35 protein-coding genes, 1 tRNA gene and 1 riboswitch are annotated in these 26,778 nt (G+C 42.5%); of the genes, 11 read left to right on the top strand and 25 right to left on the bottom strand.

The features are described from left to right. Positions 1–14 precede the first annotated feature (14 nt). Entirely contained in the window at positions 15–410 is a 396-nt protein-coding gene (locus KHQ79_RS03630; RefSeq protein WP_003226367.1) for an SA1362 family protein, read from the top strand. Here KHQ79_RS03630 and KHQ79_RS03625 read toward each other — a convergent pair. From KHQ79_RS03625 to lipM, 3 genes are all read right to left on the bottom strand, one after another. Beyond that, complete coding sequence (locus KHQ79_RS03625) at positions 407–1,282, bottom strand: patatin-like phospholipase family protein (RefSeq protein WP_003236918.1); 876 nt, start codon at positions 1,280–1,282, stop codon at positions 407–409. The two genes, KHQ79_RS03630 and KHQ79_RS03625, sit on opposite strands and share 4 nt — an antisense overlap. A 124-nt stretch (positions 1,283–1,406) precedes the next feature. Further along, entirely contained in the window at positions 1,407–1,835 is a 429-nt protein-coding gene (gene mntR / locus KHQ79_RS03620; RefSeq protein WP_003236923.1) for a transcriptional regulator MntR, read from the bottom strand. A 99-nt stretch (positions 1,836–1,934) separates the two neighbouring features. Next, positions 1,935–2,771, bottom strand: coding sequence for an octanoyltransferase LipM (lipM, locus tag KHQ79_RS03615; RefSeq protein ID WP_060399008.1), 837 nt, complete (start codon positions 2,769–2,771; stop codon positions 1,935–1,937). A gap of 190 nt (positions 2,772–2,961) precedes the next feature. Here lipM and KHQ79_RS03610 point away from each other — a divergent pair, with 190 nt between their 5' ends. Further along, complete coding sequence (locus tag KHQ79_RS03610; RefSeq protein WP_225514220.1) at positions 2,962–3,339, top strand: rhodanese-like domain-containing protein; 378 nt, start codon at positions 2,962–2,964, stop codon at positions 3,337–3,339. 36 nt (positions 3,340–3,375) lie between these two features. Here KHQ79_RS03610 and gcvPB read toward each other — a convergent pair whose 3' ends face one another. From gcvPB to gcvT, 3 genes are read right to left on the bottom strand one after another with little or no spacing between them, the layout of a single operon-like run. Further along, positions 3,376–4,842 (bottom strand): aminomethyl-transferring glycine dehydrogenase subunit GcvPB, encoded by a 1,467-nt coding sequence (gene gcvPB / locus KHQ79_RS03605; RefSeq protein WP_225514219.1) that lies wholly within the window; start codon positions 4,840–4,842, stop codon positions 3,376–3,378. Next, positions 4,835–6,181: an aminomethyl-transferring glycine dehydrogenase subunit GcvPA gene (gcvPA, locus tag KHQ79_RS03600; protein WP_060399010.1), complete on the bottom strand. Its 1,347-nt coding sequence runs from the start codon at positions 6,179–6,181 to the stop codon at positions 4,835–4,837. Before gcvPA ends, gcvPB begins: the two co-directional genes overlap by 8 nt. A gap of 29 nt (positions 6,182–6,210) precedes the next feature. Beyond that, positions 6,211–7,299 (bottom strand): glycine cleavage system aminomethyltransferase GcvT, encoded by a 1,089-nt coding sequence (gcvT, locus tag KHQ79_RS03595; protein WP_225514218.1) that lies wholly within the window; start codon positions 7,297–7,299, stop codon positions 6,211–6,213. 173 nt (positions 7,300–7,472) lie between these two features. Next, positions 7,473–7,574, bottom strand: a riboswitch (glycine riboswitch). Positions 7,575–7,742: 168 nt separating this feature from the next. Here gcvT and KHQ79_RS03590 point away from each other — a divergent pair. The 4 genes from KHQ79_RS03590 (at position 7,743) to sinR (ending at position 10,958) form a co-directional block, all read left to right on the top strand. Beyond that, positions 7,743–9,416, top strand: a complete 1,674-nt coding sequence (locus KHQ79_RS03590) for a DEAD/DEAH box helicase (protein ID WP_003236934.1) — start codon at positions 7,743–7,745, stop codon at positions 9,414–9,416. Between the two features lie 20 nt (positions 9,417–9,436). Then, the gene (locus KHQ79_RS03585) at positions 9,437–10,231 is read left to right on the top strand and encodes a YqhG family protein (protein WP_003236936.1); all 795 of its coding nucleotides are present in this window, start codon (positions 9,437–9,439) and stop codon (positions 10,229–10,231) included. 184 nt (positions 10,232–10,415) lie between these two features. Continuing rightward, complete coding sequence (gene sinI / locus KHQ79_RS03580) at positions 10,416–10,589, top strand: anti-repressor SinI (protein ID WP_003226347.1); 174 nt, start codon at positions 10,416–10,418, stop codon at positions 10,587–10,589. A gap of 33 nt (positions 10,590–10,622) precedes the next feature. Next, positions 10,623–10,958, top strand: coding sequence for a transcriptional regulator SinR (gene sinR / locus KHQ79_RS03575; protein WP_003226345.1), 336 nt, complete (start codon positions 10,623–10,625; stop codon positions 10,956–10,958). 94 nt (positions 10,959–11,052) lie between these two features. Here the strand turns inward: sinR and tasA are convergent, their stop codons facing one another. The 3 genes from tasA to tapA all read right to left on the bottom strand — a co-directional run bounded on the left by tasA (position 11,053) and on the right by tapA (position 13,222). Then, positions 11,053–11,838, bottom strand: coding sequence for a biofilm matrix protein TasA (tasA, locus tag KHQ79_RS03570; RefSeq protein WP_003236939.1), 786 nt, complete (start codon positions 11,836–11,838; stop codon positions 11,053–11,055). Positions 11,839–11,901: 63 nt separating this feature from the next. After that, positions 11,902–12,474: a signal peptidase I SipW gene (sipW, locus tag KHQ79_RS03565; protein WP_080429111.1), complete on the bottom strand. Its 573-nt coding sequence runs from the start codon at positions 12,472–12,474 to the stop codon at positions 11,902–11,904. Then, positions 12,458–13,222 (bottom strand): amyloid fiber anchoring/assembly protein TapA, encoded by a 765-nt coding sequence (gene tapA, locus KHQ79_RS03560; RefSeq protein ID WP_133486967.1) that lies wholly within the window; start codon positions 13,220–13,222, stop codon positions 12,458–12,460. The genes sipW and tapA overlap by 17 nt, the downstream gene beginning before the upstream one ends. 272 nt (positions 13,223–13,494) lie before the next feature. Between tapA and KHQ79_RS03555 the strand changes: the two genes are divergently transcribed. Continuing rightward, positions 13,495–13,821, top strand: coding sequence for a YqzG/YhdC family protein (locus KHQ79_RS03555; protein WP_029316858.1), 327 nt, complete (start codon positions 13,495–13,497; stop codon positions 13,819–13,821). A 41-nt stretch (positions 13,822–13,862) separates the two neighbouring features. Here the strand turns inward: KHQ79_RS03555 and KHQ79_RS03550 are convergent, their stop codons facing one another. The 10 genes from KHQ79_RS03550 to corA all read right to left on the bottom strand — a co-directional run bounded on the left by KHQ79_RS03550 (position 13,863) and on the right by corA (position 19,686). Beyond that, a complete protein-coding gene (locus KHQ79_RS03550) occupies positions 13,863–14,042 on the bottom strand; it encodes a YqzE family protein (protein WP_003236949.1) in 180 nt (59 codons plus the stop codon). Positions 14,043–14,112: 70 nt separating this feature from the next. Next, entirely contained in the window at positions 14,113–14,487 is a 375-nt protein-coding gene (comGG, locus tag KHQ79_RS03545; RefSeq protein WP_225514217.1) for a competence type IV pilus minor pilin ComGG, read from the bottom strand. After that, positions 14,488–14,871 (bottom strand): competence type IV pilus minor pilin ComGF, encoded by a 384-nt coding sequence (comGF, locus tag KHQ79_RS03540; protein WP_225514216.1) that lies wholly within the window; start codon positions 14,869–14,871, stop codon positions 14,488–14,490. It lies immediately after the preceding gene. Positions 14,872–14,896: 25 nt separating this feature from the next. Beyond that, positions 14,897–15,244 carry a competence type IV pilus minor pilin ComGE gene (gene comGE / locus KHQ79_RS03535; protein ID WP_225514215.1) on the bottom strand — a complete coding sequence of 116 codons (348 nt, stop codon included), beginning with the start codon at positions 15,242–15,244 and terminating at the stop codon, positions 14,897–14,899. Further along, on the bottom strand, positions 15,228–15,659 hold the full coding sequence (gene comGD / locus KHQ79_RS03530) for a competence type IV pilus minor pilin ComGD (RefSeq protein ID WP_225514214.1): 432 nt from the start codon (positions 15,657–15,659) through the stop codon (positions 15,228–15,230). Before comGD ends, comGE begins: the two co-directional genes overlap by 17 nt. Beyond that, positions 15,649–15,945, bottom strand: a complete 297-nt coding sequence (gene comGC, locus KHQ79_RS03525) for a comG operon protein ComGC (RefSeq protein WP_019258890.1) — start codon at positions 15,943–15,945, stop codon at positions 15,649–15,651. The genes comGD and comGC overlap by 11 nt, the downstream gene beginning before the upstream one ends. Before the next feature lie 13 nt (positions 15,946–15,958). Beyond that, positions 15,959–16,996, bottom strand: coding sequence for a competence type IV pilus assembly protein ComGB (gene comGB, locus KHQ79_RS03520; protein WP_225514213.1), 1,038 nt, complete (start codon positions 16,994–16,996; stop codon positions 15,959–15,961). Further along, a complete protein-coding gene (comGA, locus tag KHQ79_RS03515; protein WP_225514212.1) occupies positions 16,983–18,053 on the bottom strand; it encodes a competence protein ComGA in 1,071 nt (356 codons plus the stop codon). The genes comGB and comGA overlap by 14 nt, the downstream gene beginning before the upstream one ends. A gap of 215 nt (positions 18,054–18,268) precedes the next feature. Continuing rightward, positions 18,269–18,679 carry a CBS domain-containing protein gene (locus KHQ79_RS03510; protein ID WP_225514211.1) on the bottom strand — a complete coding sequence of 137 codons (411 nt, stop codon included), beginning with the start codon at positions 18,677–18,679 and terminating at the stop codon, positions 18,269–18,271. Between the two features lie 62 nt (positions 18,680–18,741). Beyond that, the gene (gene corA, locus KHQ79_RS03505) at positions 18,742–19,686 is read right to left on the bottom strand and encodes a magnesium transporter CorA (RefSeq protein WP_003236968.1); all 945 of its coding nucleotides are present in this window, start codon (positions 19,684–19,686) and stop codon (positions 18,742–18,744) included. Between the two features lie 143 nt (positions 19,687–19,829). Here corA and KHQ79_RS03500 point away from each other — a divergent pair, with 143 nt between their 5' ends. Next, complete coding sequence (locus KHQ79_RS03500; RefSeq protein ID WP_225514210.1) at positions 19,830–21,158, top strand: hemolysin family protein; 1,329 nt, start codon at positions 19,830–19,832, stop codon at positions 21,156–21,158. A 59-nt stretch (positions 21,159–21,217) separates the two neighbouring features. Here the strand turns inward: KHQ79_RS03500 and KHQ79_RS03495 are convergent, their stop codons facing one another. Continuing rightward, positions 21,218–22,057, bottom strand: coding sequence for an STAS domain-containing protein (locus KHQ79_RS03495; RefSeq protein WP_003236972.1), 840 nt, complete (start codon positions 22,055–22,057; stop codon positions 21,218–21,220). A gap of 88 nt (positions 22,058–22,145) precedes the next feature. On the opposite strand from KHQ79_RS03495, the gene KHQ79_RS03490 reads away from it, so the two are divergent. Further along, positions 22,146–22,216: transfer RNA gene (locus KHQ79_RS03490), tRNA-Gln, on the top strand. A 65-nt stretch (positions 22,217–22,281) separates the two neighbouring features. On the opposite strand, the gene mgsR is transcribed toward KHQ79_RS03490, so the two are convergent. Then, positions 22,282–22,659: a transcriptional regulator MgsR gene (gene mgsR, locus KHQ79_RS03485; protein ID WP_019258896.1), complete on the bottom strand. Its 378-nt coding sequence runs from the start codon at positions 22,657–22,659 to the stop codon at positions 22,282–22,284. Between the two features lie 232 nt (positions 22,660–22,891). On the opposite strand from mgsR, the gene KHQ79_RS03480 reads away from it, so the two are divergent. Further along, a complete protein-coding gene (locus tag KHQ79_RS03480; protein WP_003236976.1) occupies positions 22,892–23,137 on the top strand; it encodes a DUF2626 domain-containing protein in 246 nt (81 codons plus the stop codon). Between the two features lie 39 nt (positions 23,138–23,176). Here KHQ79_RS03480 and KHQ79_RS03475 read toward each other — a convergent pair whose 3' ends face one another. Further along, entirely contained in the window at positions 23,177–23,812 is a 636-nt protein-coding gene (locus tag KHQ79_RS03475; protein ID WP_003236978.1) for an MBL fold metallo-hydrolase, read from the bottom strand. Positions 23,813–23,968: 156 nt separating this feature from the next. Between KHQ79_RS03475 and KHQ79_RS03470 the strand changes: the two genes are divergently transcribed. After that, complete coding sequence (locus KHQ79_RS03470) at positions 23,969–24,142, top strand: DUF2759 domain-containing protein (RefSeq protein WP_003236980.1); 174 nt, start codon at positions 23,969–23,971, stop codon at positions 24,140–24,142. Between the two features lie 37 nt (positions 24,143–24,179). On the opposite strand, the gene KHQ79_RS03465 is transcribed toward KHQ79_RS03470, so the two are convergent. From KHQ79_RS03465 to KHQ79_RS03455, 3 genes are all read right to left on the bottom strand, one after another. Beyond that, on the bottom strand, positions 24,180–24,488 hold the full coding sequence (locus KHQ79_RS03465) for an MTH1187 family thiamine-binding protein (protein ID WP_003236982.1): 309 nt from the start codon (positions 24,486–24,488) through the stop codon (positions 24,180–24,182). Between the two features lie 2 nt (positions 24,489–24,490). Beyond that, entirely contained in the window at positions 24,491–25,546 is a 1,056-nt protein-coding gene (locus KHQ79_RS03460; protein ID WP_225514209.1) for a YqgU-like beta propeller domain-containing protein, read from the bottom strand. A 67-nt stretch (positions 25,547–25,613) separates the two neighbouring features. Next, positions 25,614–26,744 (bottom strand): M14 family metallopeptidase, encoded by a 1,131-nt coding sequence (locus KHQ79_RS03455; protein ID WP_225514269.1) that lies wholly within the window; start codon positions 26,742–26,744, stop codon positions 25,614–25,616. Positions 26,745–26,778: the final 34 nt, after the last annotated feature.

Genomic DNA, 26,778 nt, shown 5'->3' with positions numbered 1-26,778 from the left:
GGAGGTGGACAGTTATGAATCATCGTGTACAACCTATTATTGCTGTATTAATCGCGCTGGGAGCGTTCGGTTTCCTCTATGTGCTGGTAACCAATCCCGGAGAAATGGCAAAAATGGCGGTAACCGTCATCGTGGCAGGTATCATTATTTATTTTATTGTGAAATATGTAATGAATCGAAATGCGGGCAGCGAAGGAGCAGCCTTCAAAAAAGCGGCGAAACAGTCGCGGCGCCGGATGAAAGAACAAAAAGCAAAGCATCGCGCCGGACATAAGGGACGTGTGAGCCACCTGCGAAGCGTTCCGAGCGCCAGCAAGCCTAAGCCGATGATTCTCAAGAAAAAAAGCCAGACTCAGCTGACTGTTATAGAAGGGAAAAAAAATAAAAAGAAAAACAGAGCGCTTTTTTAATAGGTCCATTGTTTTAAAAACAGCTCTGTCCGTCTTTTACCTAGCTCTATCAGGGCTAGTTTTTTTTGTTGTGTTAATTGAAAATCAGTTGCCATTACGTCATCAACCGGCAGAAAAATGATATTTTGTTCATAGCGTGACGCAATATGCCTTGCGTCATGGGCATCCTTCATCGTTTCAAACAGGGCGCCAAACAGTTCGAAAGCGTTGCGGATATTTTTTTTCGGGCGCTCCCTTTCACGCGGCGCAAGCGTCACACCGATCACAGGGCGTTTTCTTTCCTTTGAAAACAGCCATATTGGAAAATTACTTAACACGCCTCCGTCAACCACCGTGGCAGTGCCTGTGTCCGTTTTTAATTTTATCGGTTCAAAGAAATACGGAATGCTGCAGCTCATTCTCACCGCCCTGGCAACCGGAAACATATCGGGATTTAACCCGTAACGGACCAAATCGTCCGGCAAAACAATCATGGTGCCGTTTGTCAGATCAGAAGCGATAAGGCGCAGAGACCCTTTCTGCAAATCACCGAAAACCCTTATGCCTTTCGCTCTTAACAGGTCAGCAATCCATTTTTCTATCGTGTCGCCTTTGTATAAGCCAAGACGCCAGTAGATGGACACCCACTGGAGCATTTTTAAGGGGAGAAATGAGTACCGCTGGTCCAGCAATTTCTCTCCATCCACTTCTTCAATTAAAGCGTGGATTTCCTTACTGGTGTAACCTGACGCAATGAAAGCGGCAATAATTGCGCCCGCGCTTGTACCCGCAAGCCTTTTAAAGCGGAAACCTTTTTCCTCAAGCGCTTCATAAGCGCCTGCAAGCGCAATGCCTTTTACTCCTCCGCCGGAAAACACACCGTCAATATACATCTCATTCCCTCCCCCTCCATCCGATCGTTTACTATCATTTTAAGAAAACACGCGAAGAAATAGACCAACGAATGACACGCGGCCCGACGCATCAAAAAAGACGGCCTCCTTCGAGACCGCCTTTTTACTGATTATGATGTTCTGTTTTCTTTTGGATTGATTTCAGATCTTTTTTACGAGCATCATCTTCTTCAAAATATTGAACAAGATCCCCGATGCGATCAATGCTGTTCCAACTTAAATGATGTTCGATTCCTTCGACATCGTTATATATTTTCTCTTCATCAACACCAATGATTCTTAAAAACTGCTCAAGCAATTCATGTCTGTATACCAGCCGTTTGCCTATTTTTTTCCCTTTAGACGTTAACACGAGACCGCGATATTTTTCATAAATTAAATATTCGTCTTTATCTAGTTTTTGAACCATTTTCGTTACAGAGGAGGGATGGACTGCCAATGCTTCCGCGATATCGGAAACCCGTGCATATCCTTTTTCTTCAATCAGCATATAAATCTGTTCAATATAATCTTCCATACTTGGTGTTGTCATCGAAACCCTCCCAAAAAGCACCTTAACTTTATAAACCATTACAAGTTTACACTAATGAACTTGAAAAAACAAGGATGCTCCGCAGGCCAAAAGCCCTTTTTACCGCTTATAATTCCATTCATCTGAAGCATATTTTGTTTCTGCCAAATGATGAACAAAATCAAGCTCTTCCTGAGTTAGTTCGTACGGCTTTAAATGAATGTTAAGACCAGTTTCAAATCCTTCTTTAAAGGCTTTACGGGCCTCATCCATCGTCACCCGCTTATCGGTGAGTTCATTAATGGCAACCGCTTTATTTTTGAAATTGCGCTGCATCCGCTCTCTGACTCTTTCACTCGGATACAAGAACAGATCGAACAGCTTGTCCTCATCCAAATCAAGCAGAATGGAGCCATGCTGAAGAATCACGCCTTTTTGTCTCGTTTGCGCGCTTCCCGCCACCTTGCGTCCCTCGACCACCAGCTCATACCATGAAGGCGCGTCAAAACAAACGGATGACCGCGGATTTTTTAAGCTTTCTTTTTCTTTTTCGGTTCTCGGGATGGCAAAATATGCGTCCAGACCGAGATTTCTAAAGCCTTGGAGTATGCCTTCTGAAATGACCCGGTATGCCTCAGTAACAGTCGCCGGCATTTCGGGGTGCTCTTCCGAAACAATCACGCTGTATGTCAATTCCTGATCGTGCAGAACACCTCTCCCGCCGGTCGGGCGTCTGACAAATCCGAGATTATACTTATGTACTGCTTCAAAATTGATTTCCTTTTTAATATTTTGAAAATATCCTACAGAAAGAGTCGCCGGATTCCAACCGTAAAAACGGATAACCGGAGGAATTTTCTTTTCGCTGTGCCAATATAAAAGCGCTTCATCAAGCGCCATATTGAATGCAGGACTTGCATTGCCTGAGTCTATAAACCGCCAAGTTTCTTTTTCCATTTTGAGACCTTCCTTACCGTTTTAATAGAATCAGTTTATCAAACTGCAGGGAAAATGAAAAATATTTTAGTTCCATTATGGATGACAATCGCGCCGTGCTTTACTATAATAGTATTTGTCGAAAACGGCTCTATGGCCTTGTTTTATGAAGCAGGGTTTTGATTTTATATGCTAAAGGAGTAGAATCACATTGTCTAATATGATCGTCTTAATTATTTTTGCTGCGTTTCTCGTCTATATGATTGCTTCATATGTCTATCAGCAGCGAATTATGAAAACACTTACGGAAGAAGAGTTCCGCGCAGGTTACCGAAAAGCGCAGCTCATTGACGTTCGTGAACCGAATGAGTTTGAGGGCGGACATATTTTAGGCGCCCGCAACATCCCGCTTTCCCAGCTGAAACAGAGAAAAAATGAAATCCGTCCGGACAAGCCTGTCTATCTGTACTGCCAAAACAGTGTCCGCAGCGGACGCGCGGCACAAACTCTGCGCAAAAACGGCTGCACTGAGATTTACAACCTAAAGGGCGGCTTTAAAAAATGGGGCGGAAAGATTAAAACGAAGTAATAAAGAAAAACAGCTGTCGTATAGACAGCTGTTTTTTTACCTCTCTTCCGCCTCGTACCTGAGCACCGGGTGTCTCGCCGCTTTTGTTTCATCCATTCTTTTTACAATCGTCGTATGCGGCGCCTCTTGGACGAGCTCCGGATTCTCCTCCGCTTCCTTTGCGATTTGAATCATAGCGTCGATAAACGCATCCAGTGTTTCCTTGGATTCCGTCTCTGTCGGCTCGATCATGATGCATTCTTCAACATTAAGCGGGAAATAAATCGTAGGCGGATGATATCCGAAATCGAGCAGCCGTTTTGCTATATCAAGCGTACGCACTCCCAGCTTTTTCTGGCGCTTCCCTGACAATACAAATTCATGCTTGCAATGACGGTCAAACGGAAGATCGTAATAAGGCGCGAGCTTTCTCATCATATAGTTGGCGTTTAACACTGCGTTCTCAGTAACAGCCTTTAACCCGTCAGGCCCCATAGAACGGATATACGTATACGCTCTGACATTGATGCCGAAGTTGCCGTAATACGGCTTCACGCGGCCGATCGCATGAGGGCGGTCATAATCAAACGTAAAGCGTCCTTCTTTTTGGATTAAAACTGGTTTTGGCAAATAAGGAATCAGATCTTTTTTTACGCCGACAGGGCCTGATCCGGGGCCTCCGCCGCCATGAGGGCCAGTGAATGTTTTATGCAAGTTGAGGTGCACCACGTCAAAACCCATATCTCCCGGTCGTGCTTTGCTTAAAACGGCATTTAAATTAGCGCCGTCATAGTACAGTTTCCCCCCCGCTTGGTGAACAATTTCCGCCATCTCGGTAATCTGTTCCTCAAACAAGCCGAGCGTGTTCGGATTCGTCAGCATAAGAGCCGCCGTTTCTTCATTCACTGCTCTTTTTAAATCCTCCAGATCGACAAGCCCCTTTTCATTCGATTTCACCGTTACTGTTTCAAAGCCTGCTACTGTCGCTGAAGCAGGGTTCGTCCCGTGCGCGGAATCAGGTACAATGACCTTCGTTCGCTTGAAATCCCCTCGCGCTTCATGATAGGCCCGGATCATCATCAGCCCCGTCCACTCGCCATGCGCCCCGGCAGCGGGCTGAAGAGTAACCTCATCCATTCCCGTAATTTCCTCAAGGTGCTTGCTTAAATCATATAAAAGCTCTAAAGCGCCTTGAACCGTGTCTTCATCCTGAAGAGGATGAATCGCAGCAAAACCGGGAATTCGCGCAATTTTTTCATTTATTTTCGGATTGTATTTCATTGTGCAAGAACCGAGCGGGTAAAAGCCGGAATCCACTCCGTGATTACGTATAGACAGCGCTGTATAATGGCGCATGATATCCAGCTCGGACACCTCTGGCAGCTCTGCATCCTCGTCACGAATATAGGTGTCTGACAAGAGGTTCTCCAATTCGATTTCCGGTACATCGAGCTCCGGCAGACTGTAGCCTATACGGCCTTCTCTGGAAAGCTCAAAAATAAGTGCCTGATCCTGATTACTCATGGCGATCCCCCAATTCCTGAATGAGTGCGTCAATTTCTTCTTTTGTTCTCAGCTCCGTTACAGCAATCAGCATATGACAGTCCAGCTCCGGATACGTCAGCCCAAGATCATATCCGCCGATGATGCCTTTTGCCAGCAAACGCCGATTTACTGCTTTTACCGGTTCATCCAGTTTGATGACAAATTCATTAAACATCGGTCCATCAAACATGACGGTGAGGCCCGCTTTTTTTCCTTCTTGCTTGGCATAGTTGGCTTTTAGGAGATTTTGACGGGCGATTTCTTTTACGCCGTTTTTCCCGAGAGCTGTCATGGCGACAGAAGCTGCCAGCGCATTTAAAGCTTGGTTCGAGCATATATTTGATGTCGCTTTATCCCGGCGGATATGCTGTTCCCTGGCTTGCAAAGTAAGCACAAAGCCTCTTTTTCCGTTTTCGTCTTCCGTTTGTCCGACGAGACGGCCCGGCACTTTTCTCATTAATTTTTTGTTGACTGCAAAAAAGCCGCAGTGCGGGCCGCCGTATGCGGAAGGAATGCCGAAAGGCTGCGCATCGCCGACGACGATATCAGCCTGAAACTTGCCCGGCGGAGTGAGAAGACCTAGCGCAAGCGGATTGGCTGACACAATAAACATGGATTTCCCTTGATGAGCGATAGGCTCAATATCCTTTAACGGCTCAACCCGGCCAAAAAAATTAGGGTACTGAACGATCACTGCAGCCGTGTCCTCGCAAACGGTTTGGCGCAAAGCATCAATATCAGTAACTCCATCTTTAGCGGGGACTTCAACGACTTCAATATACTGACCTTTTGCGTACGTTTTCAGCACTTCTCTCGATTCAGGATGCACGGTTTTTGACACAACGATTTTTTTCTTTTTCGTGTGGCCGGAAGCAAGCATGGCCGCTTCCGCCAAGGCTGTTCCGCCATCATACATAGAGGAGTTGGCAATATCCATTCCTGTCAGTTCACAGATCATCGTTTGGAACTCGAAAATGGCCTGTAGCTCCCCTTGTGAGATTTCCGGCTGATAAGGCGTATACGCCGTATAAAACTCAGAGCGCGAAATGACATGATCCACAATAACAGGCTGATAGTGGTCATATACACCCGCTCCTAAGAAAGACGCGTGTTGTACGGTATCACGATTTTTAGAGGCCAGCTTTGCCAGTTCTCTTGTTAATTCCGTTTCTGATTTCGCTTTTTTGATTTGATACTCTTTTTGATATCTGACGTTTTCCGGTATATCAGCAAATAATTCATCGATGCCGCTTACGCCGATAGCGGCAAGCATTTCCTGTTTATCCTTTTCTGTTGCGGGCAAATAACGGTGCTTCATGTGTTGACTCCTCTCCCCAAGAAAAAATATTAGCGTTTATAAAATGGTGTTTTGACAACCTTTGCTTTCACTAATTTTTTGCGAATCCCCACCTCTACAACAGTCCCGATTTCACTCGCTTCCGCAGCAACTAGGGCAAGGCCGACGTTTTTCCCTAATGTCGGTGACTGCGTGCCGGTTGTGACCTTTCCGACGGACTTGCCATGTTGGAATACTTCATATCCGTGCCGCGGTATCCCTTTTTCGATCATTTCGAGGCCGACAAGCTTTCGCTTTGCTCCGTTTTCTTTCTGTTCACTCAATACAGACTTACCAAAAAAGTCAGACTCTTTTTTGTGTTTTACGGCAAAGCCAATACCTGCTTCAATCGGTGTAATATCCTGGGTCAGCTCCTGGCCGTAAAGCGGGAGTTTCGCTTCAAACCGGAGCGTATCACGTGCGCCAAGACCGCATGGAATCAGTCCGTATTCCTCACCCGCATCAATAATTTGCTTCCACAAATACACGGCATCATGAGCACGGCAGTAAATTTCAAATCCGTCTTCACCCGTATAGCCGGTGCGCGAAATGAGTGCTCTGCAGCCGCTGATATCAGCTTCATCAATAAACGCAAACGGCTTTATTGCAGACACATCTGAAGCTGCCAGTTTTTTTAAGATTGCTTCTGCTTTCGGCCCCTGCACAGCCAGGAGCGCAATTTGATCTGACTGATTGTCAATCTGCACATCACCTGTCGCATGTTCTTTCATCCAAGCCAGGTCTTTATCTATATTAGAAGCATTAATGACTAGCAGATAGCGGTTCTCTCCTTTTTGATAGACAAGCAAATCATCGACGGTTCCGCCATCCGGATAGCACATCGCTGTATATTGCACACGGCCTGGTGTCAACGCGGAAACATCATTTGTCATCAGCCTTTGCAAAAAAGACAGACTGTCGCTTCCTGACACTTCGATTTCTCCCATATGGGATACATCAAAGAGCCCGGCTGCAGTTCGAACAGCCTCGTGTTCGTTTTTTATAGAAGAGAATTGAACAGGAAGCTCCCAGCCTCCGAAATCAATCGTTTTTCCTCCATATTCCTTATACAGGTCAAATAACGGCGTTCTTTTCAGCATCAAATTCCTCCCCTTTTTCAACGGCGCAGCTAAAAAATTATACAAAAAAGGACAGAGAAACACCTCATGTAAAATGAAGGTTCTCTGTCCTGGCACCTGAAAGTTTACTTTGCATACGCAAAGACGTCCCCTTTGGTGGCTTGCGGCATCCGCGCAAACACTCTCCAGAGTTGCGTCGAGCAAGAGTTCTTTTGCCTGAGAGATTCACTCCGCAGTTTGCTCCTTCGGCGCCTGTATCCCGAGGTTCTCGGTCAGGTCTCTCCCCTTGCTGTCATTCGCTCATATTTTCATGCTGTTATGGACATACTATAGCAATATCTTACATCAAATACATACTCATATCCTACCACCATCACTATATGCTGGGCAACAGCAATTTGGGCAGATTTTTCTTATATTGTTCATTTTAAGAATCGAAGAATAAGAAGGGCGGTTTCAAAGCAATGAACGCAGAAATGATCTACGATGCAAAATGGCCGGAAGAATTCGCTGAAAGGCTGAAAAATGATGGCCCATGGGCGAACTGGGAACTGTACAAGCTATCTGCAGAAATCCAGAAAACATTAGCAATTCCTGAATTTGAAGGCTTACGGGCCCCTTTATATCTGCCTTCCTTTACGCCGCTCCCTCACCAGCTTGAGGTAGCGCAAAAAGTGGTTGAAAAAATGAACGGGAAAGCGATTTTAGCAGATGAGGTGGGTCTCGGGAAAACGGTTGAAGCCGGGCTGATTCTAAAAGAATATATGATTCGCGGTTTAGCCAAAAAAATTTTAATCCTTGTGCCCGCTTCCCTTGTGTCACAGTGGGTCAAAGAGCTACAGGAAAAATTTTTGATCCCGGCTGTTGAACAAAAGAAAAGCTACGTGTGGGAGCAATACGATATTGTCGTCTCATCAATCGACACCGCGAAGCGCTCGCCCCACCGTGAAATTGTGCTGTCAATCCCATATGATCTCGTCATTATTGATGAGGCACATAAACTAAAAAATAGCAAAACGAAGAACTATGAATTTGTCCGGAATCTCGTAAAAAAATATTGCCTGCTTCTTACCGCGACGCCAATTCAAAACCGTATCGAAGAAATTTTCAATTTGGTGTCCTTATTAAAGCCTGGCCATTTAGGCAGTCAAAATCACTTTCAGGAAGAGTTCGCTAAGAAGAAATCCAGTTTAGAAGCGCACGAGCATTTAAAAGATCTTGTGAATAAAGTCATGATCCGTAACAGACGGCATGACACAGGGCTGAATTGGAAACAGCGCTATGTTGAAACAGTGCCGATTGAATTTTCTCCATCTGAGCAGGCGCTTTATGATGAAATTTCCCGCCTGAAGGAAGGCATCAACAAGCCGGCCAGCATGTTCTCGATTATGACTTTGCAAAGAGAGTGCTGTTCGAGCAGAGAAGCGGTGTATATGACGCTGAAAAAGATGCTAGATCAAAAAGAGAAACAAGCACCGGCCATTGATGAGCACACCATTTCGGTTTTAATAGATCGCATCAACCAAGTGACACAAAACTCCAAAGCGCTTCAAGTCGTTGATCTGATCAAAAAGATAGACGATAAGGTCATCATTTTTACAGAATACCGGGCAACCCAGATTTACCTGCAATGGTTTCTTCAGCAAAACGGCATCAGTTCTGTGCCGTTCAGAGGCGGATTTAAACGCGGGAAAAAAGACTGGATGAAGGATCTTTTCCGCGGAAAGGTCCAAGTCCTGATTGCAACTGAAGCAGGCGGTGAAGGGATTAACCTGCAATTTTGCAATCACATGATCAACTATGACCTGCCATGGAATCCGATGCGTCTCGAGCAAAGAATCGGAAGAATTCACAGGCTCGGGCAGGAGCGTGACGTGCACATATATAACATGGCGACGAAACATACTGTAGAAGAGCATATTTTAAAGCTGCTATATGAAAAAATTCATTTGTTTGAAAAAGTGGTCGGCGAACTTGATGACATTTTAACGAAAATTCAAGTGAACAATTTTGAAGAGCACCTGCATGACATTTTGTACCATTCAGCTACAGAAGAAGAAATGAAAATAAAAATGGATAATTTAACCTCATTTTTGTCTTATAAAAAACAGCAGCCTGCTGAAAAAAGAGGATCTTAGCCTGTAAGGAGGTTTTACAAGTGAGACAGCAAGAGGTTCACGATTTTCTGCTTCGTTTTTTCCAGGCAAACAGCTGCCAAATCGTCGATCAAGGTTCCGGCTATATGACTGTGCAGCTTACAGTTGAAATGGACAAACAGATCATGAACCGCCCTTTCTACTGGCACTGGCGCGAGAAGACAGGCGGTGATCCGAATCCGATGAAAATCACTTTTATTACAGATAAGGAGACTGCTCCAAAAGACCTAGACGGCGAATTTATTTATTTTGGAGCGCCCCGCCTTTTTCAAATATTTAAAGCTGTTAAACAAAATGGGAGATTTACCAGAATGTATGAGAAAATTGAATCAGCCGGAGCTAAAGTCCCACTCCAGCCTTGGCTTGGTATAAATATCACGATTTCATACCAGTCCGACATGAAAAAGGACAAGCTATTGTCACTAGGTCTTCACCTAGTCTCTGGAACCATGATTGAAGATTTTCAAAGCAAGCTGACACAGCTTTCGCTGACGTCTCAAATATGTGACTATTGCTTCACCATATCGCCTATGATCAAACCAGAAAGCGGCCTCAAGCGCATGGAAAACTATATTGCTAAATCCGCCATGCAGGAGCCGTCAGACTGGGCAGAACAGGCTGTAAACAGGTGGAAAAAAGATATGGAATTGCTTGACAAATTTTATGAGCATACAGAAGAAAAACCAGAAGAGTATTATCTAGAAAAACAGGCCCTGAAAGCCTTGTATCAACCAAAGATATCAGTTGAAATTGAAAATGGCGGATTATTTTATCTGCAAAATAATATTTCAAGCTAACTTTTTTACCATTCGACATCGTTCTCGTTTTTTTTGAAAAAATGCGACTATAATAAAGATATATTGGAAAAAAATTCTGGCAATTTCAATGACAAATGACTTCCAGAGACCAATGAAGGCATACAATGAGTCATGGCCGGACTGGCTGAAATACATAAACAAGTATTTTAGGAGGAGAAACTGCATGAAAAATGCAAAACAAGAGCACTTCGAATTAGATCAAGAATGGGTTGAATTAATGATGAAAGCCAAAGAGGCAAATATCAGCCCGGAAGAAATACGAAAATATTTACTTTTAAACAAAAAGTCTGCTCATCCTGGTCCGGCAGCCAGAAGTCATACCGTAAATCCTTTCTGAATGTGCTATAATATCACAAGGAAGGTGATGACATTGATTGGCCAGCGTATTAAACAATACCGTAAAGAAAAAGGCTACTCACTATCAGAACTAGCTGAAAAAGCTGGGGTAGCGAAGTCTTATTTAAGCTCAATAGAACGAAATCTACAAACGAACCCCTCCATTCAATTTCTCGAAAAAGTCTCCGCTGTTCTGGACGTCTCGGTTCATACTTTGCTCGATGAGAAACATGAAACCGAATACGATGGTCAATTAGATAGTGAATGGGAGAAATTGGTTCGCGATGCAATGACATCCGGGGTATCGAAAAAACAATTTCGTGAATTTTTAGATTATCAAAAATGGAGAAAATCCCAAAAAGAGGAGTAGTGCCTGAGCAGAGGCACTTACTCCTCTTTTGTTAATAAACGTAGAGATGGCCCAGTATATGATATACCGGGCCATCTCTTTTTTATTGCTGCTATTAATTTTTATCCTCACTGTGCGCTTTTTCATTTTCTTTCACGTAACCGTCTTTATCAGTGTGTTCCTTTTTGATTGTCAAACCATTCCATTGTGTTGCTTCAAACGAGAACTGAAGCTGAATGGAGTTGCCTTGGTATTTATTTTGAACCATTAGCCCGTTTTCATCTTTTGTTTTGTCGTCTTTAAATTGGATTTCCATTTGAACCTGGTCGAAATCAGTCGGTGTTTTTGGAACACCATCATATTCAGGAGCGGTTTTACCGTCAATTGTTGCTACATTGACTTTGCCGCTTGCGTTTAAGAATTTAGGGTCAATTTGTTTTTTAATTTTTTCAGCAGCCGCTGCATCATTCTTTGAGGACATCAAATACAAGTCTTTGAGGTTGGCATCATCTAAAATAATGTTTTTCGGGTAACCATTGCCGCCCTCTTTTCCGACTGTCAATAACGTCACTTCAAACTGGCTGAGAAAATCTTCTGGAGATGTATTGCTGCCACCGTTTGCTTTAAATTCTCCGTAATTCAGCGCCATTAATACCTCTTTGATTGCAAGTGAGCCGTTATTTTCAAAATGGAAATCTTTCGTCAATTTGTCTCCCGGCTTTAGATTTGACAGGTTGACACTTGCTGAATTTTCTTTAGCTGATAAATCAAGCGTACCTGATGCAAAAGTAGCATCCGTTGATTTAATGTCGTTAAATGCTGCCCATGTTCCTCCTCCAACTAAAGCTAATCCTAGTGCCGCAGAAGCGACTCCTAAACTCAATTTCTTTTTCATACCCATGGCAAACTCCCCTTTTATTGAATGATATTATATCGAAACCTGTTGCCAGGTTTACAACTGATGTTAAGTGGACATAGTATTGTCCTTTGTATCTGTTTCCAAAGCTTTTGTCTTTCTTTCTATTTCTCTAATGGCGCTTGTGATCGTCACAAAAGCGTACACCAGCAGCATCACGCCGGGAACAATCAGTAAAACAGCAGTTCCGATCGGCTGACTGGCAAAATGAAGTATGTAGCCGGCATACGGAAGCTGAAAACCTGTATATTGCGCGCGGACATTTTCGTCCGATACGAGCGCTGAATCAGCTGCGGCGTTATTGTCCCCTTTTGTTTTAAATAACAAATGGTCTCCTTGCTTCGTCATGTCAATAATTCTGTGGGTCACCGCCGTATTTGCATCCTGCATAAATGTAATGACGTCACCCTTTTGGAGCTCTTTCACATCAGTAATTTCTTTGACCAATATTAAGGAACCTGTGTTGAACTCCGGCTCCATTGAACCTGACAGAACTGATTTCAGCGTGTATCCAAACACTGCCGGCTCTCCCCCGGATGAACGTGTTGATATCACGACAAGCGTCAGCACAATAATGAGAGTAAAGATGATCACGTAGAGAATATTACTGATCAGCCTCATTGCTTTTTTCATCCTCTTCCCCGCTTTCCTTCTGAACTGATTGAGTTTCTTTTTCTTTTGTTACAGCTTCTTGAGTTGCATCTTCGTTATTTGATTTTTCTTGTATATCCTTTTGTGAGTTTTCCTTCTCCTTTTTGAAGGCTGGCTTTGTTTCTTTTTTCGGAACTGTCGGTTTTTCATCGCACTTTGCAAGCGTCATAGGCTCCGACCACTCAAATGTACTGCCTTCTGCCGGATAGCCAGCCGGTTTGTATACTTTAAATGCATAAATGCCGGGTTTCATTTTTTTCTTCGTCTCAATTTTATAAAGTGAATCGCCGATTTGATTGGAAACAAATCCTTTTTCGATCACATTCCCATCCTTTAATGGTTTGCGGGCATTTTTCAGCTTATGAAGCTCCCACTTCCACTTTGATTTTTTAAGTTTCTCGCCTGTATTTTCGAGCTCAGCAAATAAAGCGACAGGGGAGCATACAGTGCCTTTCGTATCCGTTTGATCTGATAAGTGCAAATCACTTTGATCCCAGCGTTTATCATAATGGCAGTTTTTATCTGTATGCTGAAAATCTGTACACGCTTGAAGCGAAACATCCAATGTTTCAATATCATGAAAAGCAGCGCTTGTATCATCGGAAAATTGTAAGCATATCGCGGCAGTCAGACTGAAAATGACTGAAAGCTGAAAAATAAGAAGCAGAACTTTCAGATTCGTCTTCGCCTTTTGCTGATTGCGGAACAATCGAAACATATCTTACCTCCTGTAAAACACTGTAACTTGATATGACAATCGTTCTTTTTAAAGAACTGCACAAATAGAGTATAATCAACGTTTAATGGATTGAAAAACATCAAAATCGACCGTTTTGTTCGTTTAAAAGAATGTTTTCATCATATTACAAAGTCTTACTCAGTATTGCTCACCTTTTTGAATTTTTTTGAAATTTTTGGGATTATTATGTGAGAAATTAAATGCATAGCCAAACATGATTTGGTAATAATAAACAAAGAAAGGGTGACAGCATGATGATCAAACAATGTGTGATATGTCTTTCTCTTCTCGTTTTCGGCACCGCAGCCGCTCACGCAGAAGAAGCACCACTTGTGACCGCCCGCCACATGTCCAAATGGGAAGAGCTTGCTGTAAAAGAAGCAAAAAAAAGGTACCCGCTCGCACAGGTACTGTTCAAACAAAAAGTATGGGACCGAAAAAGAAAAGATGAAGCAGTAAAGCAATACCACCTAACCCTGAGGGAAGGATCAAAGGAATTCGGCGTATTTGTAACGATTTCATTCGATCCCTACAGCCAAAAGGTCAATAAAATTGCCATATTAGAAGAATATCAATAAGGTCCTCCTTATTTGAAGGACCTTATTCTTTGTATATGTGATTATTTTTTCCGTTTAAGCCATAGCCTGAAACCATAGGGTAAAATACCGAACCAATGCTGTGAAGCGGGTGTTTTAGTTTCTTTCCGGACCTCTTTTCGTTCTTTTCGCTCATCTTTCGGAGTATCTATATATTTGACAAATTGCTGAGTCATATATTTGACATAATCATTCGTTTTCACGTGATCACCTCATCATTCAATTATTATGAGTGTTGGCTCACATGACTTTTTTTATACCCTTTTCTCTGCTTTATTCTATCCAGCGCAGCAGTTTTTTCTGTTTTTGATCGAACACTAGCTGTGCAGTTCTTTCTGCTCCCGACTCCGTAATGGCTTTTAAGCTGATTTGTTTTTGCTCTTTTATCGATGTATTGTGAATGTGATAAGAAACCTGCCCATATGTAAACTGCTGTGAACCCTTTTGGCCTTTCCGCTGCTCAAGAACATGCCGAATTGAAATAAGTGCGCCATTCTGAAGCAAATTTTCTCCTGTGTAAAACGCTTTTGTTTCCTTTTCAAACATGCAGCGTGAAATATATTGAGCAGCAGTAAAGTTTACGATCAGCAGCACAAGCGCGGAGACAAAAAGAACAGCGGGATAAATAAACCCTTTCGAACGGTACATTCATCCTCCTCCTAAAGACGTATAAACCGGAAAAGCAGTTTGATACACTTTTTCATCCTTGCTCTTAATATTCAACAACACAATCCCATTTTCAATATCAGCTTTCATGGCAGTAATATGATCGAGAATCGGCACATGCCCTTTGCCATCCACCCTTTTTCTGATCATTGAATGATAGGTTTCAAAACGGATGTCTTGCCCGTAAAGATTGGTACAGATCAATACTCTCCCATGCTCGGCTGTCTTGACTGTTTGAGACTTCTTGCACTCGTTCATCATCTGCTCCATTGAAATCATCCATTCTTGCTGTGTGAAACCGTCATGCTCCTGCTGTCGTGACAAAAACAGATGGAAGATCATAGCTAACGATCCTGATATGAGCAAAAAGACGGAGAGCGAAAATAATACGTTAAGAAGCGTATAGCCAGTCTGTCCGCAGAATGCTGAGGCAAAATGGTTTTTCTTTATATGCTGCTGCTGAGATGCATACGTTTTGATATTCTCCCTCCTCCTCCCACTTCAGCGTATAGATATTATTGTTCTTTGTAACCGTTTTTGACGCAGCTCCTTCACCAGTCATCATATATTTGCTAATACTTTCATTCATTAACTGGTAGCCGATTTCTCGTGATTCCGCCATATTTTCATCAGCTATCAGCTTGTCCCACAAGGGAACGACTGTCAGCATCAGAAACAGCCACAGGCTTAGCGCAGACATTGTTTCTATTGTAGAAAAACCTTTACTTTCTCTCCACATTGACTCTCCCGCTCCCTAAATAAACTGTGATGTCATAAGTGGCATGTCCTTTTACTTGTATTTTTCCGCCTGCATTCGGGTGCCCTTTCTCGTTAAATTCCAAACGGTCTTTTAATGTCAGCGGTTCTATAGAAAGTCCCGTTGTATACGGACGTTCAATCACAATATCATCCATGACTAATTGATATTCTTTTTTCTGAAAGAGAATTTTTGTTCTTTGATGACTGGAAATAGCAGTCTGCTGCGCAAGCATAATATCGTTTTTCAGCTGCCAAGCCGCCTGACGGACAGCTGTATTGTCATAAGCAGGAGGAAGTGTGGTAAACACGGCAATCAAGAGGATAGAGGCGAGACTTAACACAAGTAAGCTTTCTAAAAGGGTAAATCCCTCCTCCTCGTTTAATTTAATGTTCAACCTTAACTTCTCCGCCACTGATAATAATGTGCTTCCCATTTGGGCAAACTGCATCCTTTTTCACATAGCCCTCTGACTGTAAATCGGCAAGGCTTGGTGTCTGTCCTTCATGGTCGAGCTCAAATGCAGTCATTTGTGCCTTAATCATGTTTTGCAGGCCTTCACAGCCCTTTTTCTGAATGGTTTGATTATGTTTCGTAACGTTCGGTATTGTAATTAAAAGTAAGATTGAAATAATAAAGAGCACAATTAACATTTCAACAAGTGTGAAACCTTTCTCATTCATCAGCCTCTTCCTTTCACATTTGATTCATCATCTGATACATAGGCAAGAGCATAGATAAATACACGATTAAGATCATCGCTGCAACAAATCCATAAATCATAGGCTGAAGGATGCCTGTCCATTTTTGCGCCTTGTGTTCCATGCGCTGCAGTATGAACTGGCTGTATGTGAAAAGCTCCCGATCCAGGCGGCCGCTTAGCTGGCCGTGAGATATGACTTTTGAAAAATCAGTTTCATAAAAAGGGCTTTCACAAATAGCGGCTTCAATTGATTCACCAGCTTTTAACCGTTCAATCACTTGTTCAGCCTCGCAGCGGTAGAAAGGGAGAAACGTTTGGTGTTTAAATGCGTTAAGGCTGTCATAAATTGAGAGGCCTGATTTTAAAAGGCTGCTTAGCTGCAAAGAAAAAAAGTAGCTGTTAAACAGCCTGACAAGGTTTCCAACCAAAGGAATCCTGACACAAATAAGCATTTGCCTAGCAGGTGATTTTTTCTTAAACACAAGCCAATAATAAAGGCCGATACCTGCTGCAAAAAGAGCCACCAGAATGATCACAAAATCAATATGCTGAAAAAAAGCAAAAAGCATGTCTGTTGAACGTGAGGTTTCCATATTCATCGATTGATAGATACCGGAAAACTGAGGAATGATGATGGCCTGTAACATATAAAACATGACGGCGACTGTGAAGATGAGGAAAAGCGGATATCGCAGCACCCTTTTCAGCTGGTCTGCCTGTGCAATTTTTCGTTCCAGCAGCTCTCCGCTCTGGATCATGGAAGCAGGCAGTTCACCATGTGTTTCAGCAAAATAACAAATACCTACGGCTTCCTTATGAAATGACAAACTCTTTAATACTTGATAAAACGGCGCCCCTTCCCTCAAACGAATGACTGCGTCAGTCAAGTCAGCCGCCTGCCTCTTAGTCATCTGGAGTTCCATCAGGCGTAATCCATCCAGAAGCGTATACCCGCCCGCAGTCATTTCACCGAGCCGCTTCAATAACTGGGCTTGATCCTTTAACGGCCAAGTTTTCCTAATCTGTTTCATGATAAACCCACCGGTCATAATTGTTTGTCGTCAAGTAGCCAAGCGCAATTCCTTTTCTGATAATTTGACGAAGCGTTTGATACTGGTAATTTGCATGATTTCCTTTTGCCTCCTGGATACATTGCTGAAGATTTTTCCCGTAAAGAAGCTCATAAACGCTTGCTCTCCTGGTGCTTCGTGACTGGCGGCAATACACCGATGAACATCCGTTTTCACAAAACGGGCAAGCCAAATCAACCAAGCGCTGAGCCGCTATTGCAATGACGGTCTGTTGGATTTCATTCATATTGATGCCGAATTCAAGCAGCCTGTAAATCGCGCCCTTCGCATCTCTCGTGTGAAGGCTCGTCAGCACCAAATGCCCCGTCATCGCTGCCCGCACCGCAATTTCGGCTGTTTCCGCGTCTCTGATCTCACCTAAAATAATCATATCCGGGTCATGGCGCAAAATAGCCTTCAGCCCTGTGGAATATGTCACACCCGCTTTTTCATTCACCTGTACCTGAAGAACATCCTCGTCCCTTGTTTCAACAGGGTCCTCCAGTGTGACAATATTTCGATTAAAGTGTTTTTTTGCATATTGAACAAGAGAGTATAATGTAGTGGTCTTCCCTGAACCAGTCGGCCCGGTAAAAATGAGCATGCCGTGGGAATGTTTTAAAAATGAGAGCAAGGTGGCCCCTGTCTTCGGAAATAATGACAGTTTATCAATCGAAGGGATATTGTATTGAGGCATCACTCTGATCACGAGGCTTTCTTCATTAATTGTGGGGAGCGTTGACATTCTTAAATGAACATGTCCCTCTTCAAGCTTTAACGTAAGCGAACCATTTTGCGGCTTTCGTCTTTCCCCTATGTCCATCGCTGAGAGAAATTTAAAATGTGAAATCAGTCTTACACAGTCTTCTTTTTTCATGTTCCTTTTTTTCAACAATGCATGATCAACCCGAAAATGAATGATGGCATCACGCTCCCTCGGCACAATGTGAATATCAGAAGCCTTTGTTATATATGCCTCTTCAATCAAGGTTCTGCTTATCTTTTCTATTGAATCCAATTTGATTCCCTCTCCTTTCAATGCGTATTGTAGAAAAATAAGAACCGGTAATCAAATGGGGAAAAAATGATTTCCTGAAGGTTTTATATACTGAAAAATCAATTCCTGCTGGCAGAAAAAGTGGTTTCAGCTGAATGTACATGCTTGATTTCACTATTTTACTCAATAAAAAAACAGGCATGATGATCATCATGCCTGCTTCACTCCATCTTTCATTATGCTGATTTAGAAATTTCACTTAATGCTTCACCGGCTTTTTGATCTGTATCTTTCTCAACGGAAAGATCGCCTAACGTAACAATACCGGCAATTCGTTCGTTTTCAAGAATCGGTAAACGGCGGATTTGGTGCTCTGACATAAGCTGACCCGCTTCTTCAGCAGACATTTCAGGATGGCCGGATACGATGTCAGCGCTCATGATGTCACTTGCTTTTGCATCCATCTGATTTTCAGCTAAGCATCTCGTCACAATATCTCGATCAGAAACAATCCCCTGAAGTGTGCCATTTTCACAGATTGGAATAGAACCGACATTGGAGTCTCTCATCTTCTTCGCTAGTTCAGTCATTGAAGCGGTTGGTTCACTGCATTCTACATTCTTCGTCATGATGTCTCTTATTTTCATTTCCATTCCTCCTTTACCGTGTTCTATTTATCCTTTATCCGCTGCACAGAAAATGAAACATCCTACAGTGTTCGCCTTTTCTTTTTCTTCTTACGTTCCTGCAGCATATCTCCCGTCCAGCCCTTTTTCTTCAGATACAGGTAGATCAGGACCGTAGAGGTGATAATCAATAAGAGGGAAAAGAGATATCCGTATTTCCAATTCAGCTCAGGCATCACTGAAAAGTTCATCCCCCAGAGGGCGCCCAGTGCTGTAATCGGCGTAAAAAGCGTCGTAAAAATGGTCAGCGCTTTTACAATTTCATTTCCCCTGTGAGAAGTAATGACTTCCTCTGAATGCAGCAGATTGTTAAGCTCCCCTTCAAATTCGCTGATGTATGTAAACCCCCTGTCAATTTTGAGGTGTGTCCGCTGATAATCCTTTTTTCCTTCATTTTGAGGCAAAAAGGTTTCATTCAACGCCATTTCAATTTTTTTGGCGCTTAGGATTAAGTTTTTCCAGATCATCAGCTCATGGCGCAGGAGATGGACGCGGTTTAAAATGCTTTTGCTATTGTCGTCTTTGATTTGCCATCTGAGCTTTCTTAGCTTTACTTCAAATTCATCAACACCGATTAAATACGCATTCATTAATTCGCCGAGAAGAATCAAAAATCCCTCTATAGCATTGTCCGCTCTTTCCATTTGTTGGACAACTTGTTTTCCCTTAATCCCTTTCAAAATCGAAAAATCAAAGTTAATTGTAAAAAAATATTGCCTGGTAATATAAAAGTGAAAAACGGTATGGTCTTTTTCCTCACCCAGCCCTTGATCATATACAATCGAGCCAAATACCGCTTCATTTTCTGTTTCAGTCGTGTCTACGCGCAAAAAATTAATATGGTGATTATTTTCAAACCACTTTTCACATTGAGGCCAGTGAGAAAAATGGATGAGATCTCTTGCCTTATTTCTTTCCTGAGGCCCCATTTGGTACCAAAACCAATCCTTTCCCGTATGTGCCTTCATGTCAAGCTCCTCCAAACTTTTGTTCTTTTATTCTTTAATTGCCCAAGAAAGGCATCGCTAAACCAGTTGGCCGCTTCAACTCATGTTTGATGAGCATTTTCCGGTGGTATGGAATGTAGAAAGACATCGGAAAAGGGAGGTGCATGCCTTCCTTGGAGAAGGCAGTTGTTTTGGAATTTATCAATTTACTAGCAGTCGCTATTCTCATTTTGCTAACAGGATTTTTTGTCGCCGTAGAATTTTCAATCGTAAAAGTGCGGCGATCCAGAATTGATCAGCTTGTCGCAAAGGGAAAGAAAGGTGCTAAAGCGGCAAAGCATGTCATCACTCACCTTGATGAATATTTATCAGCCTGCCAGCTGGGCATTACAGTTGCAGCTTTAGGACTGGGCTGGCTTGGGGAACCGACCGTGCAAACCCTGCTTCGGCCGCTTTTTCATAAAGCAGGATTAAATGAATCGCTTACCCACCTTCTTTCACTTGTCATCGCCTTTTTAACGGTGACGTATTTAAATGTCGTCATCGGGGAGCTGGCGCCAAAGAGTTTCGCCATTCAAAAAGCAGAAAGCATTACCTTGATGCTTGCCAAACCGCTTATCTGGTTTTATAAAATCATGTTTCCATTCATTTGGCTGCTGAACCACTCTGCCCGGTTGATTACAGGGTTGTTTGGGCTGAAGCCGGCGTCAGAGCATGAGCTGGCGTATACGGAGGAAGAGCTGCGGGTTCTTTTGGCAGAAAGCTATAAAAGCGGTGAAATCAGAAAAAGCGAGTTAAAATACATGAATAATATCTTTACCTTTGATAAACGAATGGCAAAGGAAATCATGGTGCCGCGAAATGAAATGGTCAGTTTGTCACTTGATGAAGACTCCATTCGAAATCTGCAGGAAACAGTGAAGCAAACAAAATATACACGGTACCCAGTTGTCAGAGAGGATAAAGATAATGTCATTGGCGTAATCAATATGAAAGAAGTGCTGTTTTCAATGCTGACGAAAGATTTCTCACTCAAAAAGCAGCAAATTGAACCTTTCATTCAGCCTGTTATCCACGTTATTGAGACAATTCCTATTTATAAATTACTGCTGAAGATGCAAAAGGAACGCACTCATATGGCGATCCTCATTGATGAATATGGCGGGACTTCCGGTTTGGTTACTGTCGAGGATATTATCGAAGAAATTGTAGGAGAAATCCGTGATGAATTTGATGCCGATGAAGTGCCTCATATCCGCGAGCTCGGAAAGAATCACTACTTATTAAATGCAAAACTATTAATCAGCGTTGTGAACAACCTGCTTGGAACAGATTTATCAGACGCAGAAGTGGACACCTTGGGCGGCTGGTTTCTGACACAAAACATAGACGCCGAGCCTGAAAGTGTCATTGAATATGATGGTTACTCTTTTAAGGTAAAGGACATCGACAGCCATCATATTTTATTTATTGAAGTTAAAAAAGCTGAATAGCCCGATGGTGGCTGTTCAGCTTTTCCCAGAATGAACATGGCTGATCATTAAACGGTATATCATGACTCTTCTATCTTAAATCCTTTATTGGCCAGGGCTTTAGCAAGACTTTGCTCAGTTTTTACATTCGAAAAATCCAGACCCAGTTTCACCACAGTTTGGGCAATTTCCGGCCTGATTCCTGAAATAATCGTCTCAATTCCGAGCAGCTTGGTGCTGTCAATCACTTTAAAAATTTGATAGGCCACCATTGTATCGACGATGGGAACGCCCGAAATATCTAAAAATAAATACGAGAGCTTTAACGCTGAGCACTGTTGCAGCACCGACTCCAAAATTGTCCTCGCTCTGTACGTATCAATTTCACCAACAAGCGGTAGAATCCCTATCCCGTCAGAAATCGGCATAATCGGCGCACTCAATTCATTAATCATTTCCTTTTGCGCGTTTAATTGGATCATGGTGACCTGGTGATATTCTTCAGTAAACACTTCGATGATCTCATCAATGGTTTGATTCAAAATCTGGCTCCACTCATAAATGTCCTGAATACTGATTTCTTGAGAAGAGGCTTCGCTGAATTTCTGAAGCCATTCAAAAATGATGTGTCTAAAAGCGTTAAACTGGCCGACACTTTCTGTTACACTCACTTCATGAACGGCACGGTCTCTGGCGCATTGAAGAGACCATTGATTGAGCTCATCCTTTACATCTTCTGCTTTACTAAGGGATTTCGCCACGATGGTCACTAATGATTCATGCTGGTCTTTTAACTTTTGTTCTAATTTTTGCTGATCTTTAACGGAATACAGCCAGCTTCCCTTTGACGAGCAAGTTTCCAGCCATTGTTTGATAATATCTTCTTTGTGCTCTGTTACATGCTGATCAAGAGCTATCATCTTAATGAGCTACCTCCTATTTTTTCAAAAAATATATGCTTCATATGTATAACGCGTCTGCCTTTACACATACTATGTTTACATTCAATGGGCTATAGCCAAGCGGTAAGGCAATGGACTTTGACTCCGTGATCGTTGGTTCGAATCCAGCTAGCCCAGTTTCTGAACAGGTGAAAAACCGAAGATAAGCTGATTCATATAATCAGCGGATCTTCGGTTTTTCATCATGCAGATTGATGAACCGTTTTCTTCTTCGATAACTTCAACAGTTCTCCCGGATTATAACCGATCACCAGCTTTTTGTTGTCCACAAGAATCGGACGCCGCAAAAGCTTCGGCTTCTCGACTAAAAGTTCAAGCACTTCATTTACCGTCATCTCTTCGATGTTTAAATTTAAATTTTTGAAGGTCTGGCTTCTTGTCGCTAAAATTTCATCAATTCCTTCTGTCGTTAACGATAAAATGTACTTTAATTCTTCTACTGTCGGGGTCTCTCTAAATAAGTGCCGTTCGTTAAATTCAATTTGATGCGCTTTGAGCCAATGTTTTGTTTTTCGGCATGACGTGCAGCTTGGATATGAGTAAAAAATTAATTGTTCCATTCGTTTTTTTCCTCCTCAGTTAACCATCTCTTTGTAGAATAACTACCCGGATCATTTTTTCTTTAAACCATTTACAGAACTTTTTTTCGGATTATTTTTAAAAACCATTCATATAATAGAAAACGCAATCAAAGGAACAAATTCCATTTGTATAACAATAATGAAAATGTTTACATTTATAGGTGTGATCTATTATAATAACAGTCAGAGGGACTCTCGGGAGGGGATAAAAATGAATCGCATGTTCCGGGTGTTAGGATTTTGGACGGGAATTTTTGCAGTCATGTTTTATTTGGGTGATATGAAAGATGCTTCCCTTTTATTTTTTGGACAGACGATCTTATTTGTTTTTCTATCGTATTTGAATTTGACTGAACGCACGTATATTTATATTTTTGGCGCTTATTTAACGATTTTCTTCGCCGGCTTTACATATTACTCGATTTTCATTATGGTGCCCGGCGGCGGAGGCCATTAAATGCAAAAAGAGACAAACCTTATCGGTTTGTCTCTTTTTTTACAATGAAAACCCATTTAAAAACGGATTTTGATCCTGCTCAGTCCGTACGTCTGTTTCAGGACCGTGGCCGCTTAACACCAGCGTGTGCTCCGGCAGCGTAAGCAGTTTTTCATGGATAGACGTCAGCAGCGTTTCTTGATCGCCGCCTATTAAATCCGTACGCCCTATGCCGCCTTGAAACAGGACATCTCCGGAGATCACCAAGTCTGCATCCTTCACGTAGTACGAAACACTGCCTGGCGAATGTCCCGGCGTAAATAATGTTTCCAAATGAAACGGCCCGATATTCAGTTCACCGTCTCCTTCAATCAGATGATCTGCAGGCTTAGCTGTGACTTCTATCCCCCGCAGCATGCCGGAGCCGTTTAAAGAGGCATCCGTAAGCCAATTCTTTTCATTCTGATGTAGGTAAACAGGGATATCCCATTTTTCCCTCACTTCATCTAGCGCCCCTATATGGTCAAAATGGGCATGTGTAAGCAAAATGGCTAAAGGCGTCAGCCCTTTTTCTTTTATGTATTGATTGATTTTATTTCCTTCGCCGCCCGGATCAAAAATCAGGCATTGATCATCATTGATGAGAAAATATGCGTTCGCTTGAATCGGCCCTACTGGCATCCGTCTCCATTTCACTTGTATCACCTCTTTCTTTTCTATGCTCCTATTATGAAGGTTTTTGAAAAAAGATTCAAACAATCGCAATGAAAACGCTATCGACAAACATATAAAAAACAGGTAGAATAAAAATGGAAAGAATTGCAGGTTTTTCAATGTAAAGGGGGCTGCGTAATGTTACTTGTCGTGATTTTCGGCCTTGTCGCTCTTTTCGCTTTATGGGGAGTCTTGCGTTCTGTTAAAAATAAAAATATACTTGGCTTTTTATTAGCCGGCGCCACCTTATTTGTCTTTGGCTGGTTTACAGTGATGACAGTAATAAACAGCGGCTATCCAACCGCACATTAAAACCTGTATCCGATCGGATACAGGTTTATTTTTATTGCTATAAATGTTTATTGACACTTTCTATTTTGCTTTCAAGCGTTGTTTTTTTGTCACGCCTGTCATCGATACGGATGTTCGTTGCCACTCTGTGCAGCCCTTTTTGAAACGGTGCTTCGTGAATTGCCTGAATGACTGTGAAAAGGTCACTGAGTTCTCCCTCGATCAGCGTATTCATCGGTGTCAGCTGATATTTGATTTTTCCTTCAGCTTGATATCCTTCTAAAATCTTTTGCACATCGGCCACGTAAGCACTCACACTAGGTGTTTCCGTACCGATTGGGATAATGGTTACATCTGCAATAGCCATTGTTATTTCATCTCCTTTTGATCAATGATGAGTTGCTTCATTTCATGTGATTTCAATAAAATGATCTGCTCAAAATGAAAGCCGTATAATGCATATTTCCCGTTCGGAGATATTTGAATCGGCTCCATTTCCGGCAAAGTGAAAAGATCTTTTGCCTTTCCCGATGCCACATTGACAGCTGCGAGCTTATATGCATCGCCGCTTTCTTTAAACGTATAAAACAGGCCTTTTGCTTCATCATAGTCATACTCCATCGGGGCCAAACTTGTATATTTCGTTTGGAGCGGCCATTCCGCTGTAACAGGCGATTTTGTTTGCGGCGTTTTAAACTGATACGTCCCTTTTTCTCCGGCAGCTGATTTGACAGTAAAACTCATTTGATGGAAAGAATCAAAGAAGAGAACGTCATCCTCGAGCTTCTGCTCCGTTTTAGAGACTGTATCGAACGTATATAATGGCCCTGACTTATCGTCTCTTCCCTCTTTTACATAATTAAATGTGTTTTTGGAGGTCCAATGAATAAACGGAACCTGTACCGGACTTAAGGAAGATTCGTCTTTTTTGGCATCCACCTGATATGTATGAAAGTCCCATTTTTCAGAGAATACCGTAACCATCATTTGATAAGGATCATACTGATTCCATGCAGCCTCAAGCTCATACGTTTCGTATTCTTTTTGGTAAAGCGTCTCTCCTTTTGCATTAAGCAAAACCACTGCTGTCTTTTGGCTGTGCGTGACTTGCAGCAAAACCATCTGCTTCCTCGGGTTGATTTGAACATCAACGATTTGGCCATCCGTCCGATAGAGCTTTTTCGCTTTGCCTGTAAAGATGCGGTATGCAAAAAGCTCCGTTTTCGTAGGATCGGACGCTGTATATAAAATTGTGCTGTTAGTAAGCCAGCCTTCCACTCCCTCTGCTTTTTCCGCAGAAAGCGGAATGATGTCTATTTCCTCATCTTTTGCCGCCGATGCCTGTTTTTGCTGCTGATGAGATGGTTCGCATGCCGATAAACTAAACAGCAATGCTGACAGCAGAATGAAACAAACTGATCTCATCAGCCTTCCCCTCCGATCATCTTTATTGTCGCATATTTTCTGCGGCATAAAAAAGAAAAAGTTTCAGTTACTCATGAAAAAATAACGCCCTCCACAAAATGCCGTTTGTCGCGTTATAAATATGTGTAAACTGCTTAAACGGCAAAGGGTTTTGACCTTTTCCAAGTTCCACCGTATACCCTTCTTTAAAATAATGGTGAATAAACCAATCGCGAAATCCCGCATAGCTGTCAATATCCCTTACTCCTTTATAAATGTTCCCGCTTAACTTCTCAAAATCCTTTATGACAGCAGCAGATTCTTCAGGCTCAAGGCCTTTATAGCCCCAATAAATTTCTTCCCCCTGTGTATGGAGGGCCAGCAGTCTGTCAGGCGGATTCACCGTTATCAGCCGGTACATCGCAATGGATTCCGGCTCCGTAAGCGGAGAGATTCCCGGAAAATCACGGTAGCTGGGTGCTGCCGGTTTGCGGTATTTTTCAATTTCCCATAACGACGGAAATTGTTTATTTAAATCGACCCCGTTTATGTTTGCCTTCCATTCATTAAAATTCGGACGATGATCATTTAGCCTTTCAAGCTCTTCTTTCCTGTCTCCCATGCCTTCTGATCCGTTCAAGACAAGATCAACGCCATCTGGATTGACAAGAGGAACGAGAGACAAGGATGTGCTGCTGAACAGCTTCATGGGAGAAAAGCCGAAGAAAGGCGAGTTGCAGCATAATGACATACAGTATTCCTTAAACCATTTTAGCAGGACAGATGTTGTGATCCACTCATTCGCATGAAATGAGGCGTTCATATGGACCTTTTTTGAGGTATGCTCTCCTCCAGCCTTCAGCTCCCATATCGGCCTGCCGAGTACAGAACGGCCGATTTCCCGGCATGAGACAAATGGAAACACATCAATGATCTTCTTTACTTCCTTTTCTACAGCTGAAAAATCATAGACTTTTTCTTGCTCCACCCAGTTATCAGAAAGGTCCAGCCGCCGAGGCTGTAAAAAGCTCTTTATGTCCTGAATGGTTTGAAGCTCCTTATCGTTATGTTCTTCTATAACATAACCAGGACAAAACAATTGATGTTTTTGTGCGGAGCGATTTGCACTTCTAAGCAGCTCCTCGTCTATCTTCAGCTCTCTCGCCACTCTGGCCAAATTGTGCTTGATCTCAGGTTTCACCGTAATAAACGCCATCATCATCCCCCTTTTTTGTTACTATATGACAGCGTGT

It is taken from the genome of Bacillus sp. TSO22, from assembly GCF_020223595.1.
Taxonomy (GTDB): domain Bacteria; phylum Bacillota; class Bacilli; order Bacillales; family Bacillaceae; genus Bacillus; species Bacillus inaquosorum.
The sequence above is the reverse complement of the archived record's forward strand: the minus strand, read 5'-3'. Positions and strand labels throughout refer to the sequence as shown.

Coding starts and splice junctions, on each gene's coding strand:
- KHQ79_RS03630 (WP_003226367.1), top strand. CDS start 15: ATGAATCATCGTGTACAACCTATTATTGCTGTATTAATCGCGCTGGGA.
- KHQ79_RS03625 (WP_003236918.1), bottom strand. CDS start 1,282: ATGTATATTGACGGTGTGTTTTCCGGCGGAGGAGTAAAAGGCATTGCG.
- mntR (WP_003236923.1), bottom strand. CDS start 1,835: ATGACAACACCAAGTATGGAAGATTATATTGAACAGATTTATATGCTG.
- lipM (WP_060399008.1), bottom strand. CDS start 2,771: ATGGAAAAAGAAACTTGGCGGTTTATAGACTCAGGCAATGCAAGTCCT.
- gcvPB (WP_225514219.1), bottom strand. CDS start 4,842: ATGAGTAATCAGGATCAGGCACTTATTTTTGAGCTTTCCAGAGAAGGC.
- gcvPA (WP_060399010.1), bottom strand. CDS start 6,181: ATGAAGCACCGTTATTTGCCCGCAACAGAAAAGGATAAACAGGAAATG.
- gcvT (WP_225514218.1), bottom strand. CDS start 7,299: ATGCTGAAAAGAACGCCGTTATTTGACCTGTATAAGGAATATGGAGGA.
- KHQ79_RS03590 (WP_003236934.1), top strand. CDS start 7,743: ATGAACGCAGAAATGATCTACGATGCAAAATGGCCGGAAGAATTCGCT.
- sinI (WP_003226347.1), top strand. CDS start 10,416: ATGAAAAATGCAAAACAAGAGCACTTCGAATTAGATCAAGAATGGGTT.
- tasA (WP_003236939.1), bottom strand. CDS start 11,838: ATGGGTATGAAAAAGAAATTGAGTTTAGGAGTCGCTTCTGCGGCACTA.
- sipW (WP_080429111.1), bottom strand. CDS start 12,474: ATGAGGCTGATCAGTAATATTCTCTACGTGATCATCTTTACTCTCATT.
- tapA (WP_133486967.1), bottom strand. CDS start 13,222: ATGTTTCGATTGTTCCGCAATCAGCAAAAGGCGAAGACGAATCTGAAA.
- KHQ79_RS03555 (WP_029316858.1), top strand. CDS start 13,495: ATGATGATCAAACAATGTGTGATATGTCTTTCTCTTCTCGTTTTCGGC.
- comGG (WP_225514217.1), bottom strand. CDS start 14,487: ATGTACCGTTCGAAAGGGTTTATTTATCCCGCTGTTCTTTTTGTCTCC.
- comGE (WP_225514215.1), bottom strand. CDS start 15,244: ATGTGGAGAGAAAGTAAAGGTTTTTCTACAATAGAAACAATGTCTGCG.
- comGC (WP_019258890.1), bottom strand. CDS start 15,945: ATGAATGAGAAAGGTTTCACACTTGTTGAAATGTTAATTGTGCTCTTT.
- comGB (WP_225514213.1), bottom strand. CDS start 16,996: ATGAAACAGATTAGGAAAACTTGGCCGTTAAAGGATCAAGCCCAGTTA.
- KHQ79_RS03510 (WP_225514211.1), bottom strand. CDS start 18,679: ATGAAAATAAGAGACATCATGACGAAGAATGTAGAATGCAGTGAACCA.
- corA (WP_003236968.1), bottom strand. CDS start 19,686: ATGAAGGCACATACGGGAAAGGATTGGTTTTGGTACCAAATGGGGCCT.
- KHQ79_RS03500 (WP_225514210.1), top strand. CDS start 19,830: ATGCCTTCCTTGGAGAAGGCAGTTGTTTTGGAATTTATCAATTTACTA.
- KHQ79_RS03495 (WP_003236972.1), bottom strand. CDS start 22,057: ATGATAGCTCTTGATCAGCATGTAACAGAGCACAAAGAAGATATTATC.
- mgsR (WP_019258896.1), bottom strand. CDS start 22,659: ATGGAACAATTAATTTTTTACTCATATCCAAGCTGCACGTCATGCCGA.
- KHQ79_RS03480 (WP_003236976.1), top strand. CDS start 22,892: ATGAATCGCATGTTCCGGGTGTTAGGATTTTGGACGGGAATTTTTGCA.
- KHQ79_RS03470 (WP_003236980.1), top strand. CDS start 23,969: ATGTTACTTGTCGTGATTTTCGGCCTTGTCGCTCTTTTCGCTTTATGG.
- KHQ79_RS03465 (WP_003236982.1), bottom strand. CDS start 24,488: ATGGCTATTGCAGATGTAACCATTATCCCAATCGGTACGGAAACACCT.
- KHQ79_RS03460 (WP_225514209.1), bottom strand. CDS start 25,546: ATGAGATCAGTTTGTTTCATTCTGCTGTCAGCATTGCTGTTTAGTTTA.
- KHQ79_RS03455 (WP_225514269.1), bottom strand. CDS start 26,744: ATGATGGCGTTTATTACGGTGAAACCTGAGATCAAGCACAATTTGGCC.